General features: G+C 70.6%; 15 protein-coding genes and 1 pseudogene. 11 read left to right on the plus strand and 5 right to left on the minus strand.

Annotated features, from left to right (window positions below):
* The first annotated feature begins 76 nt into the window (after positions 1–76).
* Both AC0KXF_RS14605 and AC0KXF_RS14610 read left to right on the plus strand, forming a co-directional pair.
* Entirely contained in the window at positions 77–727 is a 651-nt protein-coding gene (locus tag AC0KXF_RS14605; protein WP_473109867.1) for a hypothetical protein, read from the plus strand.
* Positions 724–2,115 carry a YhgE/Pip family protein gene (locus AC0KXF_RS14610; protein ID WP_473109868.1) on the plus strand — a complete coding sequence of 464 codons (1,392 nt, stop codon included), beginning with the start codon at positions 724–726 and terminating at the stop codon, positions 2,113–2,115. The genes AC0KXF_RS14605 and AC0KXF_RS14610 overlap by 4 nt, the downstream gene beginning before the upstream one ends.
* Positions 2,116–2,255: 140 nt before the next feature.
* On the opposite strand, the gene AC0KXF_RS14615 is transcribed toward AC0KXF_RS14610, so the two are convergent.
* Genes AC0KXF_RS14615 through AC0KXF_RS14630 form a run of 4 tightly spaced genes read right to left on the minus strand, consistent with a single transcriptional unit; the run spans position 2,256 to position 6,341 of the window.
* A complete protein-coding gene (locus AC0KXF_RS14615) occupies positions 2,256–3,860 on the minus strand; it encodes an aldehyde dehydrogenase (NADP(+)) (RefSeq protein WP_473109869.1) in 1,605 nt (534 codons plus the stop codon).
* On the minus strand, positions 3,857–4,633 hold the full coding sequence (locus AC0KXF_RS14620; RefSeq protein ID WP_473109870.1) for an SDR family NAD(P)-dependent oxidoreductase: 777 nt from the start codon (positions 4,631–4,633) through the stop codon (positions 3,857–3,859). The genes AC0KXF_RS14615 and AC0KXF_RS14620 overlap by 4 nt, the downstream gene beginning before the upstream one ends.
* Positions 4,630–5,361, minus strand: coding sequence for a FadR/GntR family transcriptional regulator (locus AC0KXF_RS14625; protein WP_473109871.1), 732 nt, complete (start codon positions 5,359–5,361; stop codon positions 4,630–4,632). The genes AC0KXF_RS14620 and AC0KXF_RS14625 overlap by 4 nt, the downstream gene beginning before the upstream one ends.
* A gap of 23 nt (positions 5,362–5,384) precedes the next feature.
* Positions 5,385–6,341 carry a C-terminal binding protein gene (locus tag AC0KXF_RS14630; protein ID WP_473109872.1) on the minus strand — a complete coding sequence of 319 codons (957 nt, stop codon included), beginning with the start codon at positions 6,339–6,341 and terminating at the stop codon, positions 5,385–5,387.
* A gap of 209 nt (positions 6,342–6,550) precedes the next feature.
* Between AC0KXF_RS14630 and AC0KXF_RS14635 the strand changes: the two genes are divergently transcribed.
* From AC0KXF_RS14635 to AC0KXF_RS14675, 9 genes are all read left to right on the plus strand, one after another.
* On the plus strand, positions 6,551–7,549 hold the full coding sequence (locus AC0KXF_RS14635; RefSeq protein WP_473109873.1) for a BMP family lipoprotein: 999 nt from the start codon (positions 6,551–6,553) through the stop codon (positions 7,547–7,549).
* Positions 7,542–9,092: an ABC transporter ATP-binding protein gene (locus AC0KXF_RS14640; RefSeq protein ID WP_473109874.1), complete on the plus strand. Its 1,551-nt coding sequence runs from the start codon at positions 7,542–7,544 to the stop codon at positions 9,090–9,092. The genes AC0KXF_RS14635 and AC0KXF_RS14640 overlap by 8 nt, the downstream gene beginning before the upstream one ends.
* Entirely contained in the window at positions 9,089–10,186 is a 1,098-nt protein-coding gene (locus AC0KXF_RS14645) for an ABC transporter permease (protein WP_473109875.1), read from the plus strand. Before AC0KXF_RS14640 ends, AC0KXF_RS14645 begins: the two co-directional genes overlap by 4 nt.
* A 3-nt stretch (positions 10,187–10,189) precedes the next feature.
* On the plus strand, positions 10,190–11,113 hold the full coding sequence (locus AC0KXF_RS14650) for an ABC transporter permease (protein ID WP_473109876.1): 924 nt from the start codon (positions 10,190–10,192) through the stop codon (positions 11,111–11,113).
* Positions 11,113–11,553: a cytidine/deoxycytidylate deaminase family protein gene (locus tag AC0KXF_RS14655; RefSeq protein ID WP_473109877.1), complete on the plus strand. Its 441-nt coding sequence runs from the start codon at positions 11,113–11,115 to the stop codon at positions 11,551–11,553. Before AC0KXF_RS14650 ends, AC0KXF_RS14655 begins: the two co-directional genes overlap by 1 nt.
* Positions 11,534–12,013, plus strand: coding sequence for a VOC family protein (locus tag AC0KXF_RS14660; protein WP_473109878.1), 480 nt, complete (start codon positions 11,534–11,536; stop codon positions 12,011–12,013). Before AC0KXF_RS14655 ends, AC0KXF_RS14660 begins: the two co-directional genes overlap by 20 nt.
* A complete protein-coding gene (locus AC0KXF_RS14665) occupies positions 12,010–13,191 on the plus strand; it encodes a fumarylacetoacetate hydrolase family protein (protein ID WP_473109879.1) in 1,182 nt (393 codons plus the stop codon). The genes AC0KXF_RS14660 and AC0KXF_RS14665 overlap by 4 nt, the downstream gene beginning before the upstream one ends.
* A gap of 46 nt (positions 13,192–13,237) precedes the next feature.
* Positions 13,238–14,596 (plus strand): NAD-dependent succinate-semialdehyde dehydrogenase, encoded by a 1,359-nt coding sequence (locus AC0KXF_RS14670; RefSeq protein ID WP_473109880.1) that lies wholly within the window; start codon positions 13,238–13,240, stop codon positions 14,594–14,596.
* Between the two features lie 258 nt (positions 14,597–14,854).
* The gene (locus AC0KXF_RS14675; protein WP_473109881.1) at positions 14,855–15,823 is read left to right on the plus strand and encodes a quinone oxidoreductase family protein; all 969 of its coding nucleotides are present in this window, start codon (positions 14,855–14,857) and stop codon (positions 15,821–15,823) included.
* 52 nt (positions 15,824–15,875) lie between these two features.
* Here AC0KXF_RS14675 and AC0KXF_RS14680 read toward each other — a convergent pair.
* A pseudogene (locus AC0KXF_RS14680) lies at positions 15,876–16,271 on the minus strand (lipoate--protein ligase family protein); the annotation flags it as partial.
* Between the last annotated feature and the right edge of the window lie 88 nt (positions 16,272–16,359).

Raw genomic sequence — 16,359 nt, forward strand, 5'->3', positions numbered from 1 at the left:
GCAAGGGTCAGACCGCTCCGGCCGGGACTTCCCAATCCTTGCGAGATCGGGTAAAAACAGACTGACAATCGTGCGCATGACGCTCGTGCCCGCGGTGCTCGCCCTGCTCGGCGACCGCGCGTGGTGGATGCCGCGCGGGCTCGCGAAGATCCTGCCGGCCTTCGACGTCGAGGGCGAGGGCCTCGCGCGCGAGATCGCGCATGCCGACTGGCCAGCCGACGCTCCCGATGCCGTGATCGCGGCCGACGACCTGCTGCTCCCGGCCCGGCATCGCGTGCCCCGGCTGCGGGTGCTCCCGGGCGAGGTGCTGCTGCTCGACCCGAGGGATCCCTCGTCGCTGCCGGTGGCGCGGGCCATCACGGGGCGGGGCGCGATCGTCGCCGGCACCCTGAAGGTCGGTGGCCTGCTCCTGCCCGAGCGCGCGAGCTCTCTCCGGGCACGGGCGGCCTGGGCCGACGCGGGATCGCTGCGAGAAGCCCTGAGGGATCGGCCGTCGCTGCTGCTGCTCGATCTGCGGGCGGCCGCGGAGGCGCCGCTGACGCTCGCGGAGACCGATGCGATGCGCTCGGCCATCGCCGCCCGCCAGGTGGAGTCGGCGCGCGGCTCGGGCTCCGCCCTCGCGGTCGCGGTGCTCGGCGACCGGGCGGTCGCGGAGCACATCATGCCGAAGGGCACGGCGTACGTCGAAGGGGCGCTCGCCCCCGAGCTGGAAGGAAGCCTGCGATGAGCCTCGAGATGACCTCGCTGCGCACCGGCCGGTCGGTCGGCTGGAGCCGCATCCTCGGCCTGATCCTCGTGCCGCTCACGGTCGCGGGCGTGCTCCTGTGGGGGCTCTGGAACCCGCAGGATCGGCTCGACAGCGTCACCGCCGCGGTCGTGAACCTCGACGAGCCCGTCGAGGTCGACGGGCAGCTCGCGCCGCTCGGCCGGGTACTCGCCGGCGAGCTGATCGCCGGCGACGCCGAGCAGAACTTCACCTGGGTGCTCACCGACGAGGCCGACGCCGAGGCGGGGCTCGATGACGGGCGCTACGCCTCGGTCGTCACGATCCCCGAGAACTTCTCGGCCGCCGCGACCTCGCTCTCCGACGACCCGACCCAGGCCGAGCGCGCCACGATCGACATCGCCGAGAGCGAGCGCGGCCGGCTCATCGACACGGCGCTGTCGGGCATCGTCACGAGCACCGCCACGAGCGTGCTCAACCAGCAGCTCGGCGAGCAGTTCGTCGGCGGCGTGTTCGTCGGGATGAGCGAGATCGGCGCCGGTATCGGCGAGGCCGCGGACGGCGCGTCGCAGCTCGCCTCGGGCACCGCCGAGCTCTCCTCCGGCACCTCGCAGCTCGCCTCGGGCACGACCGAGCTCGCGAGCGGCGCTGGGGAGCTCGCGAGCGGCACGACCGAGCTCGCCACCGGGACCACCGGGCTCGCGGACGGGGCGGGATCCCTCGCCTCCGGTCTCGAGGAGGCCGCCACGAGCATCCCCGACTACTCCGAGTCCGAGCGCACGAAGATCGCGGAGACCGCGCTCGCTCCGGTCGAGGCCGAGGGCGCGAGCGACGAGCTCTTCAACTCCTCCGGGGTGCCGCTCTTCGCGGGGATCGCGCTGTGGGCCGGGGCGCTCGCCGCCTTCCTGCTGCTCGCCCCGCTGTGGCGGCGCACCCGCGACGCCGCCCGCGGCGTCGGGGCGATCACGCTGCGCAGCGCGCTGCCGGCCGTCGCGCTCGGCGCGGTGCAGGGCGTGCTCGCCGGCACGATCCTGCCGATCGCGCTCGGCTACGACTTCGCGCAGGGCGTCCGCTTCTTCGCCGTCGCGCTGCTCGCGGGCGTCGCGTTCTCGCTCGTGGTGCAGGGCCTGTCGGCGCTCTTCGGCGGTCTCGGCCGGTTCGTCGCCTTCGCGCTGCTCGTCGTCGCCTTCGCCGCGGGCATCGTCTCGACCGCGCCCGCCGCGCTCGCCGCCATCGGCGACGCGAGCCCGATCGGCGCCGCGCTCGAGGGCTTCCAGGCGATCGCGGGCGGTGGATCGGCCTCGGGCACGATCGTCGGGCTCACGCTGTGGGGGCTCGGCGGCCTCGCGCTCACCGGCCTCGCGGTGGTGCGGGCGCGGCGCGCGCGGTAGCCCGCGATCCCTCGCCGCGGTTCGATCCCGCGTTGCGATCCCTCGCCCCGAGTTTCTTCCGTCATCTGAATTTCTCCCGTTATCTGACCGAAAACCCGCGATTTCGGTCAGATAACGGGAGAAAGCCGGCTCTCGAGAGATCAGGCGGTGTGCAGCACGCCGTCCTCGCGGTGCGGGAGACCCGTCTGAGTGAACGGCGCCGGCAGGATTGCCTCCGGGAAGTTCTGGTACGAGACCGGGCGGAGGAAGCGCTCGATCGCGAGCGTGCCGACCGACGTCGTCCGACTGTCGGAGGTGGCGGGGAAGGGCCCGCCGTGCACCATCGAATCGATGACCTCGACGCCCGTCGGCCACTCGTTGACGATGATGCGGCCCGCGAGCTGCTCGAGCTGCGGCAGCATGCGCGCGGCGAACTCGAGATCCTCCGACTGCTGCGTCATCCGGAGCGTCGTGGTGAGCTGGCCGCCGAGGTGCTCGAGCGCGGCCGTGAGCTCCGCGGCGTCGCGGTAGGTGACGATGAGCGCCGCCGCGCCGAAGACCTCCTCGGTCATCTCGGGGCGGTCGGCGAACGTTGCGGCGTCGGTGCGCAGGATGACGGGGGCGGGGGCGTTCGGGCCTGCCCCCGGGGTGCCGCTCGCGTCGACCGTGGCGCCCGCTTCCCGAAGCCTGTCGACCCCGGAGTCGAAGGCCGAGCGGATCGACGCGGTGAGCATCGTCTGTCCGACCGATGCGGAGATCGCCTGCTGCAGGGCCGAGATGTAGGCGTCGGCATCCTCCGAAGCCTCCACGAACACGAGGCCGGGATTGGTGCAGAACTGCCCCGAGCCGAGGGTGAGTGATCCGACGAGCCCGGCCGCCTCGCCGGCGGCGTCCGCCGCGAGCGCGGCGCGGGTGACGAGCACCGGGTTGATGCTCGACATCTCGGCGTAGACGGGGATGGGGCGGGGGCGCGCCGCGGCCGTCGCCATGAGCGAGGTGCCGGCGCCCTGCGAGCCGGTGAAGCCGATCGCCCGGATCGCCGGGTGCGCCGCGAGCTGCTGCCCGACCTCAGACCCTGAACCGAAGAGCACGGAGAAGACGCCCGCGGGCATCCCAGTGCGCTCGACGGCTCGCGTGATGGCCTGGCCCGCGAGCTCGGCGGTGCCGGCGTGGGCCGAGTGCCCCTTGACGATGACGGGGCAGCCCGCGGCGAGGGCCGAGGCCGTGTCGCCGCCGGCGGTCGAGAATGCCAGCGGGAAGTTGCTCGCGCCGAATACCGCGACCGGCCCGAGCGGGATGCGCCGCAGGCGGATATCGGCGCGCGGCGCCGGCGTGCGGTCGGGGAGCGCGGAGTCGTGGCGCAGACCGTGGAACGCGCCGAGGCGCACCTCGCGCGCGAACAGGCGGAACTGTCCGCTCGTGCGCCCGATCTCGCCGGAGATGCGCCCCTCGGGGAGCCCGGTCTCGGCGGTGGCGCGCTCGAGCAGCTGCGGGCGCATGGCCTCGAGCTCGTCGGCGACCGCGTCGAGGAAGTCGGCGCGCTGTGCATCGGGGAGCGAGCGGTAGGCGTCGAAGGCCTCGAGCGCGGCGTCGGCGGCCCGGTCCACCTCCTCGGCACCGACGAAGCCGAACTCCGGCTCCAGGGCGCTGCCGTCGACCGGGTTCGCGCTGCGGTGCACGCCGCGGCCGCCCGTGACGGGCGTTCCCGCGATGATCGAGCGACCCGTCACTGCGGGCGGGTTGGGCATAGTGCTGGTGGGATTCATGATGCGAGCCATCCTCCATCGACGTTGAGCAGGGTTCCGCTCACATAGCGTGAGGCGGGTGAGAGCAGGTAGACGCATGCGTGGCCGATGTCGGCCGGATCGCCGAGCCGCTGCATGGGGATGCGGCCCATGATGCGATCATGATCGGCGGGGTTGGCGAGCAGACCCTCGGTCATCTCGGTCGCGAAGTAGCCGGGAGCGACGACGTTGGCGCGGATGCCGTGGCGCGACCACTCGGTCGAGAACGCGCGGGCCGCGCCGACGAGGCCGGTCTTCGACACGACGTAGGGGGAGATCCCCGGTAGTCCGATGCTCGAGTTGAGGGATCCGATGAAGACATGGGACCCCGCACGCCCCGCGGAGATCTGGCGCCGCGCCACCGCGGCGCTGAGCAGGTAGGGGGCGTGCAGATCGACGTTCAGGACACGCAGGAACTCGTCGGCCGCGATCTCGGCCGCGGGCTTGCGCAACTGGATACCGGCCGCGTGCACGATGCCGTCGATGGGAGTCTCGGCGTCGATCGACGCGACGAGTTCGTCGAGGGTGTCGAGCTCGCCGATGTCTGTGGCGCGCACCCGGGCGGTGCTGCCCGCCGCGGTGATCTCAGCAGCGGTGCTGCGGGCCTGCTCCGCGTTCCGCGCGATGATCGTCACGCTGCCGCCGGCCGCGGCGACCGCGAGCGACACGGCGCGGCCGAGGCCGCGGCTGCCGCCGGTGACGACGATGTGGGCGGCGTCGAGGCCGAACGGCGTCGGCGTGGGCGGGGTCGTCATACTGCTCCCTTGAACTGGATATGCGGGGTGAGGGTCTCGGCAGCCGCGGTCACACGGTTGACGTGCTCGAAGGCGAGCGAGCGGGCGAGCTCAACGTCGCCGTCGGCGATCGCGTCGGCGATGCGGGCGTGCTCGTCATGCGTGTTCGAGCGCTCGGGCTCATAGCCCGGGCTCAGCAGGTAGGTCGCCGACAGGATCTCGTTGAACGGCAGCGTGAGGTGGAGGAAGAACGGGTTGCCCGTCGCCCGCGCGACGACCTCGTGGAACTCCAGATCGTGCGCGATGTGGGCCGCCAGGTCGTAGCCGTCGCCTTCGTCCTGGGGCTCGATCAGGTCGACGAGCCGCCTGAGCTCGGCGATGTCCTCATCGCTCCGGCGCAGGGCGGCGGAGGCGGCCATGTCGGGCTCGAGCGCCTTGCGCATCTCCATGAGCTGGGTGAAGGTACCGCCGCCGAGACGCAGCATCAGCGCGACCTGGCGGGAGAGGTTGCGCTCGTCGAACTCGGCGACCTGCATGCCGTGACGGGGGCGGATGCTCACGACGCCGCGGGCGACCAGGGTGCGGCCGGCCTCGCGGACGACGGTGCGGCTCACGCCGAAGGCGTCGATGAGCTCGGGCTCGGTCGGGAGCTGGTCGCCGGGCTGGAGGTTCTCCTCCAGGATGCGGGTCATGAGCGAATCGGCGACCTGCTCGGAGAGCGACCGACGCTCGGGTGCGGGGGTGATCATGATGGCCTCCTGAATCCGGACCTTCAGGCGACCTGGCAGCGGAGGGGAGCGCCCTGCAGGGCGCGTACCGCTTCCTCACTCGCCAGCCGCTGCAGATTGTCGAGTGATGCCTCATCATAGAACGCCGCGTGCGGGGTGAGGAGGAGGCGTTCGGTCTGACGCAGGGGCGAGTCGAGGGGCACCGGCTCCGGGTTCGTGACGTCGAGCACGGCGCCCGCGAGCCGGCCGGAGTCGAGCGCCGCGGCGAGCGCAGTCTCGTCGATCAGGCCGCCCCGGGCGGTGTTGACGATGATCGATCCCTCGGGCATCCGGTCGAGGAACGCAGTATCCACGACGTGCTCGGTGTCCGGGGTGAGGGGCACGTGCAGCGAGAGCGCTGTCGTGCGAGCCGCGAGCTCCTCGAGGGAGACCCGCTCGACGCCGCGCTCGGCGAACACCTCGTCGGGGCAGAAGGGGTCGTAGGCGATCGTCGTCACGCCGAAGGGCTGCAGCCGGGTGTGCACCGCCTGCGCGATGCGGCCGAAGCCGAGCAGGCCGACGGTGTGCTGCCGGAGACTGCGGACGGGGCCGAGCCCGGTCGGCGGCACCCAGCCGTCGCGCTTGATCGCGCGATCGTAGAAGGGGATGCGTCGCGCCAGAGCCAGCAGCGAGGCCGCGGCATGATCGGCGACCGTCTCCACGCCGTAGTCGGGCACATTGGCGATACGGACCCCGTACTCGCGGGCCGCGGCGAGGTCGACGTTGTCGACGCCGATGCCGTATCGGATCACGGTGCTGCCGTGCTTCATGTGCTGCAGCACCTCGGCCGTCATCGGTGCGAAGTTCACGAAGGCCACATCGGCGTCGGCCACGGCCGCGATCGCACCCTGCTCGGTGTCGACCTGGTGCTCCTCGAACGCGGCGCCGAGGCTCCGGGCGGCGGACTGCTCGTGCCGGGTGTCGACGAAGGCGTGGTCGGTGACGACGATGCGTGGGGGCATGGCGGCTCTTTCTTCGGAGGGGTTCGCGATCTCTCGACGTTGATCATCACGAATCGGTATCCGGGGTTGGAATTTTCTAAGATCGTATCATAGTATGAATGAACTCGCCCGGAGAGAACGCGGCCCGAACGGTCGCCTCCGCGGGGAATGTCGACCCAGACAGAGAACACCCAATGGAGGGAACACTCGTGGAAACCAGCAAGTCTTGGATGAAGTCCCGACCGTTCGCCGCGCTCACCCTCGCGGCCGCGGCCTCGCTCATGCTCGCGGGCTGCAGCGGGCAGGCGCCGAGCACCGATTCGGGCGAGGACACCCTCAACGTCGGCATCTTCGTCGACAACGCGTTCGGCGACGGCGACTTCTTCGACCAGGCCGCACTCGCGGAAGACCGCCTCGCCGAGCAGTTCGACGCCGACGTCAGCACCTACGAGGGGCAGCTCGAGGCGCAGAACTTCGCTCCGCTCCTGCAGGATGCCGCCGATCGCAACGACATCGTGTTCGTGCTCGGGTTCGAGGCGATCGACGCCATGAACGACGCGGCGGCGGCGAACCCCGACACCCGCTTCGTCTTCATCGACGGCGATGCCGGCAGCGAAGACGTGGTCTCCGCCGTGTTTCGTACGCAGGAGGGCTGCTTCATGGCGGGTGCGCTCGCCGCGACCGTCAACGCCGCGCACGGCTCGACGACGGCGGGCTTCATCGGCGGCGTCAACGCCCCGGTGGTGGAGAACTGCGAGTCGGGCTACACGCAGGGCGTCGCCGAGATCGATCCCGCTCAGTCCGTCGCCTCGCAGTACGTCGGCAGCTTCGTCGACCCGGGCAAGGGATCCGAGATCGCCTCGACGCTCGCCTCGACGCGCGGCGCCTTCAGCGTCTTCGCCTATGCCGGCCTCTCGGGCTCCGGTGTCTTCGACGCCGCGAAGACCGGCGCCGACATCGCCCCGATCGGCGTGGTCGCCGACAAGTCGTCGCTGGCCCCGGGCAAGGTGCCGGGCAGCCTGATCATGGGCGTCGACACCGTGCTGCTCGACCTCACCCAGCAGTTCGCCGACGGCGACCTCACGGGCGGCGAAGTGCTCGACTTCGGCTTCGCCGAGGGCGGCTGGGCCATGGTCTACGACGAGGAGATCGTCGGCGCCGACAGTATCGCCGCCCTCGAGGCCCTGCAGGAGTCGATCGTCGCCGGGGACGTGCAGATCGATGAGTAACCCCGCTGATCCGGCTCCGATGCTGGAGCTGCGCGGCATCTCGAAGCGGTTCGGCGATGTGCTCGCCAACGACCGCGTGGATCTCACGCTCTACCCGGGTGAGATCCACGCGCTCGTGGGTGAGAACGGTGCCGGCAAGACGACGCTCATGCGGATCCTGTTCGGCATGTACCAGGCCGACACGGGCACCGTGCGTCTCGACGGGGCTGATGTGCGCTTCCACCGTCCCATGGATGCGATCCGCGCCGGAATCGGGATGGTGCACCAGCACTTCATGCTCGTCCCGTCGTTCACCGTCGCGGAGAACGTCGTCATGGGGGCGGAGCCGTCGCGCGGCGGCGGGTACAGCGCGAAGGCCGCCGCCGCCGCGATCGCCCCCGTCGCCGAGCGGCTCGGCGTCACCGTCGACCCGCAGGCGATCGTCGGCGATCTCAGCGTCGCGACGCAGCAGAAGCTCGAGATCATGAAGGTGCTCTACCGCGGTGCCCGGGTGATCGTGCTCGACGAGCCGACCGCGGTGCTGACGCCCGCGGAGACCCGCGAGCTGTTCGTGCTGCTGCGCCGGCTCGCGGTCGAGGAGGACGCGGCGATCATCTTCATCTCGCACAAGCTGCGCGAGGTGTTCGAGATCGCCGACCGGATCACGGTGCTGCGCCAGGGCCGTACGGTCGACTCGTTCGTGGCATCGGATGCGACGACCGAGGCCGTCGTCGCGGCCATGACGGGACGCAGCGACGTGAACCTCGGCCGCGTCGAGCGCTCCCACGCGGCGAGCGAGGCGCCGATGCTCGAGGTCGAGGGCCTCGAGACCGAGCAGGCCACGCACGACGCCGCGCTCGACGGAGTGGCCCTCGCCATCCGTCCGGGCGAGATCGTCGGCATCGCCGGCGTCGAGGGCAACGGGCAGACCGCCCTCGCCGAGGTGCTGGTCGGGCAGGTCGCGGCCGCCGCGGGCAGCATCCGCCTCGACGGCCGCGAGCTCGCCGGACTCTCCGTCGCCGAGCGGCGCGGGCTCGGCGTCTCCTTCGTGCCGGAGGACCGGCAGCGCGAGGGCATCCCGATGAACGGCACCGTGCTCGAGGGGCTCGCGGCGGGCAGGATCCGGCGCATCACGAAGGCGCCTTGGCTCGCGCGAGCGCTGCCCGGGGAGACCCGGGAGTGGGCGCGCGATATGGTCGAGCACCATCAGATCCGCACCGCATCGATCGATACGCGGTGCGCATACCTGTCGGGCGGCAACCAGCAGAAGATCGTGATCGCCCGTGAGCTCGAGGAGCGGCCGAAGCTGCTGGTGCTCGCGCAGCCGACACGCGGCGTCGACCTCGGCGCCATCGACTTCATCTACTCCAGGATCATGGAGGCCGTGGCCGCGGGGTGCGCCGTGCTGCTCATCTCAGCGGACCTCGACGAGCTGCTGCGGCTGAGCGACCGCATCCTCGTGATGTACGAGGGGCGGATTGTCGCCGAGGAGGACGCCGCGTCGACCTCCCGCGAGCGCCTCGGGATCCACATGGTCGGCGCCGGCCTCGAGGAGGCATCATGACCAACACCACCGCCATCATCACGCTGCAGTCGAAGCGCGCCACGGCGCACACCCTGCGGACCCTCCGCAATGGGCTGTTCGTACTCGTCATCGCAGTGATCGCCGCCGTCGCGCTCATCCAGGCGCAGGGGTACGCGGCACTGCCCACGATCCTCGCGGGCTTCGAGTATTCGCTCGGGTCGCCGACGGCGCTCGCACGCACCTTCGCGTGGGGTCTGCCGCTCGTGGTCGCCGCGCTCGGCGTCTCCCTCGCCTTCCGCTCGGGCATGTTCAACCTGGGTGCCGAAGGGCAGGTCTATGCCGGCGCCATGGCCGCGGCGCTGACGGGTGCGTACATCGGCCCGCTCCTCCCCGCGGTCCATCTCCTCGTCACGACGCTCGCCGCCGCCGTGGTGGGCGGGCTCATCGCGGGCGGCCTCGGCTGGCTCCGGGCTCGTTGGAACGTCGACGAGGTCGTGTCGACGCTGCTGTCGAACTACATCCTCATCCTCTTCTGCACCTACCTCGTCACCGGACCGCTGCGCGATCCGTCGCGGCAGAGCGGCACCACGCAGCGCGTGCATGACACGGTCATGTTCCAGGAGTTGATCCCGCGCACCGGGCTCACCTGGAGCCTCCTGCTCGTCGTCGTGGCCGCCGTGTTCGTCTGGTGGCTCAGCGAGCGCAGCGTGACCGGATACCGGTGGCGCATGACCGGCAACGCGCCGGGCTTCGCCTCTGCCTCGGGTGTCGACACGGTCCGGTCGCAGATCCGCTCCATGGTCGTCAGCGGCGCCTTCGCCGCCGTTGCGGGATCCCTGCTCGTCACCGCCTCCCAGGGCCGCTACTGGACCGAGATCGGTTCCGGCATCGGGTGGGATGCGGTGCTCATCGCGCTGGTCGCCCGCGCGAAGCCCGTGCCGACCATCATCTGGGTCGCGATCTACAGCATCATGCGCTCCACGGCGCGCGGCATCGAGCAGGTCTCGACCGTGCCCTCCGAGCTCTCGAGCGTGCTGATCTCCATCATCATCATCATCGTGGCGGCACGCGCCGGGCTGTTCGCCCGCGTCGCCGAGACGTTCAACCGTCTCACGTCACGGAAGGAGCGCTAGGCCATGGACATCCTGGACGCATTCCTCTCATCAGGGATCCGGTTCATCACCCCGATCCTGCTGGCCGCCCTCGGTTGCCTGCTCACGGAGTGGACGAAGGACCTCAACGTCGGGCTCGAGGGCGCGATGCTGTTCGGCGCCTTCTTCGGCGTCGTGATCGGGCTCGCGACCGGGAACGCGGTGCTCGCCGTGATCCTGACCCTGCTGCTCGGTGCGATCGCGGGCGCCATCTTCGGAGTGCTCGTCTCGGTCTTCCGGGTGAACGTCTTCGTCGCCGGCATCGTGCTCAACATCTTCGCCGCGGGGGCCACGGTCTATCTGCTCCGCAGTCTCTACGGCGTCAAGGGCACGCTGAGCGATACCGGCATCCCGAAGCTCTCGAAGGTGGTCATCCCGGGCCTCGACGATGTGCCGATCCTCGGCGCGATCCTCTCCGGACACACCGTGCTGACCTACCTCAGCTGGGTGATCGTGATCGGCCTCGCGCTGGCGGCCCGTTACACCGTCGTCGCGCGTCACCTGAAGGCCTCGGGCGAGCACCCCGAGGCGCTCGCCTCGGCCGGCGGCAACGTGACCCTCATGCGCGTCCTCGCGCAGGTCTGGTGCTTCGCGCTGTGCGCTCTCGCGGGCGTGCAGCTGAGCATGGGCCAGCTCTCCCTGTTCACCGAGGGGATGACGAGCGGTCTCGGCTTCGTGGCGCTGGCCGCCGTGATCTTCTGCCGCGGCAAGGTCGGCCTGCTCGCGCTCATGTGCGTGCTGTTCGGCCTCGCGACCGCCGTGTCGATCCTCGTCGACGACTCGATCATGCCCCCGCAGTTCGCGCAGATGCTGCCCTACGTCGTGGCGTTCATCGGCCTCGTGGTCCTCGCGCGGACCTCGAAGTCGGGCGGCATGCGCATCGCCACACCGAAGCTGGAGGAGGCCTGATGAGGCGCGCACCCGCAGAATCCGATATCGAGCTGTATCGCGCCGCGCGCGATCTTCTCGAATCCCGCCACCACCCGGAGATCCATCAGGTCGCCGCCGCGGTGCGCGGCGAAGACGGGCGGATCTACCTCGGCCTGCACATCGGCTCCCGCCGCATCAACGTGTGCGCCGAGTCCTCGGCCATCGCGAACGCAGAGATGGCCGGTGCCGGCCCGCTCACCGCGATGGTGGCCGTGTGCAAGAACGACGACGGCGACGTCGTCGTCACCAACCCGTGCGGCGTCTGCCGCGAGCTCATGGGCACCTACGCGCAGCACGCGGAGGTGATGATCGACGACCGCGGCACCGTGGCCGTCGTCCCCGCCGAGCTGCTCCTGCCCAACCGCTGGATGTTCCCCTTCGAGAACGATTGGACCCCCGATGACCCTTCAGCCCAGTAGCGCGGATTCGCGCCCGCAGCGGCCGACCGTCACCGATATCTGCCTCATCACGGCCGACGTCGACCGCAGCATCGCCTTCTACACGGAGCGGCTCGGCTTCACGCTGCGCAGCCGCATGCCCGGCTTCGCCGACTTCGAGGGACCCGGCGTCATCCTCGCGGTCTGGGAGCGCGAGCAGCTCGAGCGCTCGACCGGCATCCCCGGCCACGACGGGTCGTCCCCGGCGCGCACGGTGATGCTGGCCTGCGAGCTCGAGTCGCCCGAGGCGATCGACCGCACCTACGACGAGTACCTGGCCCGCGGCGTCGAGTTCGTCTCGGAGCCGCGCGACTACCCCTGGAACGCGCGCTGCATCTACTTCGACGGCCCCAACGGGGAGTTCTGGGAATTCTTCGCCTGGTACGAGGGCGGCGAACCGGGCATCGTCGACCGCACCGAGACGGTCGGGGGCGACGCATGAACGCGCGGCTGCACGCGGACGAGGTCCTGCCCGAGGGCGGCGATGCGCTGCTCATCGGCCGGGTGCACGACCCGGCCGGCGGGGGAGCGGCTCTGGTGCTGGTCGACGGCGACCGGCTCATCGACATCACCGACCTCGGGCCGACGACCTCGGTGCTCTTCGCACGCGAGGATCTCGTGCCGGTGCTGCACGCGGCCCGCACGGAGACGGGGCGCGCGAGCTGGAGCCTGGAAGATGCGCTCGACTTCGATCCGCTGGAACAACCCGATCCCGCGCGTCTGCGGCTGCTCGCGCCGATCGACCTGCAGGTCGTGAAAGCGGCGGGCGTCACCTTCGTGGAGTCGATGCTCGAGCGGGTGATCGAGGAGCGCGCCGGCGGCGACTCCTCGCGTGCACTGAGCATCCGCGAGCAGCTCGTCGAGACCATCGGCGGGGCGATTTCGAGCATCGTGCCGGGTTCGCCCGAAGCGGCCAAGGTGAAGGAGGTGCTGCAGGCCGAGGGCCTGTGGTCGCAGTACCTCGAGGTCGGCATCGGGCCCGATCCCGAGATCTTCACCAAGGCGCCCGTGCTGTCTGCCGTCGGCGCCGGGCAGGCGATCGGCGTGCACGCGGCCTCGAGCTGGAACAACCCCGAGCCGGAGGTCGTGCTCGTCGTGCGCGCCGACGGCACCGCGATCGGCGCGGCGCTGGGCAACGATGTCAATCTGCGCGATTTCGAGGGCCGCAGCGCGCTGCTGCTGGCCGAGGCGAAGGACAACAACGCCTCGTGCGCGATCGGTCCGTTCGTGCGGATCTTCGACGACGGCTTCGACATGGCGCAGGTGCGATCCCTCGACATCCGTCTGAAGGTCGAGGGGCCCGACGGATTCGTGATGGACGGCTTCAGCTCCATGCGCAACATTAGCCGGGATCCCGAGAGTCTGATCGGCCACGCGTGCGGCGACCACCACCAGTATCCGGACGGCTTCGTGCTCTTCACCGGCACGCTGTTCGCGCCGACCCAGGATCGCAGGGCCGCCGGGGCGGGCTTCACGCACGAGCTCGGAGACCGCGTCAGCATCTCGAACCCGATGCTCGGCGCGCTCATCAACACCGTCACCCACTCCCAGACCGCACCCCGTTGGGAGCACGGCATCTGGGACTTCTTCACCAACCTGCGCGACCGCGCACTGCTGTGATCCGCGCAGCGCACCGAGCACCGAACGAGAACCAGGAGAGCATCACATGTACCGAGTCGTGAACCCGCTGACCGGCGAGACGCACCGCGAGTACCCGACCCTGAGCGACGCCGAGCTGTCGGCCGAGATCGATGCCGCAGCCGCGGCGTTCCCCGGGTGGGCGGCTCTGAGCATCGCCGAGCGGGCGGCCGTGACGAGCCGCGTCGCCGACGTGCTCGAGGCGCGCATCGACGACTTCCTGCCCATCATGGCGCGGGAGATGGGCAAGCGGCCCGAGGAGGGGCGCGGTGAGATGGAGCTCGTCGTCGCGATCTTCCGCTACTACGCCGAGCAGGCCGAGCGCCTGCTCGCCGATGAGCAGCTCGACGTCGTCGGCGGCGCGGTGACGATCCGCCGTCGCCCCACCGGGGTGATCCTCGGCATCATGCCTTGGAACTACCCCGTCTATCAGGTCGCCCGTTTCGTCGCACCGAACCTCGTGCTCGGGAACACGATGGTGCTCAAGCACGCCTCGAACTGCCCGGAGACCGCGCTCGCCATCGCCGATGCGCTGCGCGAGGCCGGAGTGCCCGAGGGCGTCTACCGGAACGTGTTCATCTCGAGCTCGCAGGTCGAGGGCGCGATCGCGCACCCGGCCGTGCAAGGCGTCTCGCTCACCGGGAGCGAGCGGGCGGGCCGAGCGGTCGCCGAGGCCGCCGGCCGGCACCTCAAGAAGGTGGTGCTCGAGCTCGGAGGGTCGGACCCGCTCATCGTGCTCGACGCCGACGACGTGCGCGCCACCGCCACCGAGATCGTGGCCTCGCGACTGAGCAACGCGGGGCAGGCCTGCAACGCGCCGAAGCGCGTGATCGCACTCGGCGACCTCTACGACGAGCTGCTCGCGGCGGTCGTCGAGGAGGTCGAGGGCTACCGGGCCGGTGACCCGCTCGCCGCCGAGACCACCCTGGCGCCGCTGTCCTCGCGCGCCGCTGCTGAGGAGGTCTCGGCCCAGGTGCGGCAGGCCGTGGCCGAAGGGGCGACGCTGCACACCGGCGGCGACCTCGTCGACGAGGTGAGCGCGCTCATGACCCCGGCGGTGCTGAGCGACGTGCGGCCGGGCACCGCGGCCTATCGCGACGAGATCTTCGGCCCGGTGGTCGTGCTCTACCGCGCCGAAGGCGTCGACGAGGCGGTCGCCCTCGCGAACGACACCGAGTTCGGGCTCGGATCGAGCGTGTTCAGCAGCGATCGCGAGCGTGCACGCGAGGTCGGGGCCCGCATCGACGCGGGCATGGTGTACGTGAACCAGGCCGGCGGATCGCAGGCGGACATGCCGTTCGGGGGCATCAAGCGCTCGGGCATCGGGCGCGAGCTCGGGCCGCTCGGCATCGACGAGTTCGCGAACCGGATGACCATCCGGCACTGAGATCCCTCGCTGCGTGGTTCGATCCCTCGCCGCGATCCCTCGCCCCGAGTTTCTTCCGTCATCTGAATCTCTCCCGTTATCTGACCGAAAATCCGCGATTTCGGTCAGATAACGGGAGAAAGCCAGCTCTCGAGAGACGCGCGACAGGGATCTTCAGAGATCTGCAGGCGAGGGATCGCCGGCTCTCGAGAGACGCAGGTGAGGGATCGACAGGGATCGCCAGGGATCCCGCGCGCCCGTCGGCGTATGCTCGAGAGCATGACCATGCACGCGATCACCGTCGAGGCCGCGGGGGCGGCCGACCGCCTCGAGTACGGGGAGGCATCCGATCCGCAGCCGGGGCCCGGGGAGCTCCTCGTCGAGACGGCCGCCATCGGGCTGAACTTCATCGAGACCTACCAGCGCTCGGGCGTGTACGCGGTGGACTACCCGTTCCGGCCCGGCTCCGAGGCGGCGGGCACCGTGCTCGAGGTGGGCGAGGGCGTCACCGGCTTCGCGCCGGGGGATCGGGTCGCCACGTGCGAGGGGCGCGGCACCTACGCCGACCGCTTCGTCGTCGAGGCCGAGCGCGCCGCTGCCGTACCCGACGGCGTCGACCTCGAGACCGCCGCCGCCCTCCCGCTGCAGGGCATCACCGCCCACTATCTCGCCACCTCGGCGGCCCACGCGGAGCCGGGTGACACGGTGCTCGTGCACGCCGGAGCCGGCGGCGTCGGCCTGCTGCTCACCCAGCTGCTCGTCGCCCGCGGCGTGCACGTCATCACGACCGCGTCGAGCAGCGAGAAGCGGGAGCTCAGCGTCGCCGCAGGAGCAAGCAAGGCGCTCGACTACGATGCGTTCCCCGACAAGGTGCGCGCGCTCACCGGCGGCGAGGGCGTCGCCGTCGCCTACGACGGCGTGGGGCTCACTACCTTCGACGGTTCGCTGAGCTCGCTGCGCGTGCGCGGTGAGCTCGTGCTCTTCGGCGGGGCGAGCGGCCAGGTGCCGCCGTTTGACCTGCAGCGGCTGGCTGCGGGCGGATCCCTGTCGATCACCCGCCCCACCATCGGGAGCTTCCTGCGCACCTCCGAGGAGCGGGCGTGGCGCTACCGAGAGCCCTTCGCGGCGATCGAGGCGGGCGCGCTCGACGTGCGGATCGGCGCGCGCTTCCCGCTCGCGGAGGCCGCCGACGCGCACCGCGCGCTCGAGGGGCGCGGCACGACGGGCAAGGTGCTGCTCATCCCGTAGAGGGATCGGGGCAGCACCACTGTCGCGGGGATAAACGCTGCCGCGTTTCCTCCTACGGCACCCTCCGGATCCACTCGTCGGTGGCGAACTTCTGCTCGACGAGCCGCTCGGCAGCGTCCCATTCGCCCTCGGTGACCTCGCCCATGACCCCGCCGTGGCGCTGCACGAAGACCTCGAGCATCTTCTCGATGATCTCCTCGCGGGTGAGGCCCGTCTGGCTGCGGAGCGGGTCGACCCGCTTCTGCGCGCTCGCGGTGCCCTTGTCGGAGAGCTTCTCGCGTCCGATGCGCAGCACCTGCGCCATCACCTCGGTGTCCATGTCGTTGGCCATGGTCACGTGGTGCAGCACGGACCCGGAGCCGAGGCGCTTCTGCGCGGCGCCACCGATCTTGCCGTGCGGGCTCGTGATGTCGTTGAGCGGCTTGTACACCGCGTCGATGCCGACTGAATTGGCCTGGTTTGAGTTCCGATCTTTATACAAGGATGGAACTACGATGCCAAGCAAATATGACCCTGAACTTCGTCAGCGTGCACTT

This window comes from Leucobacter holotrichiae (assembly GCF_055791005.1).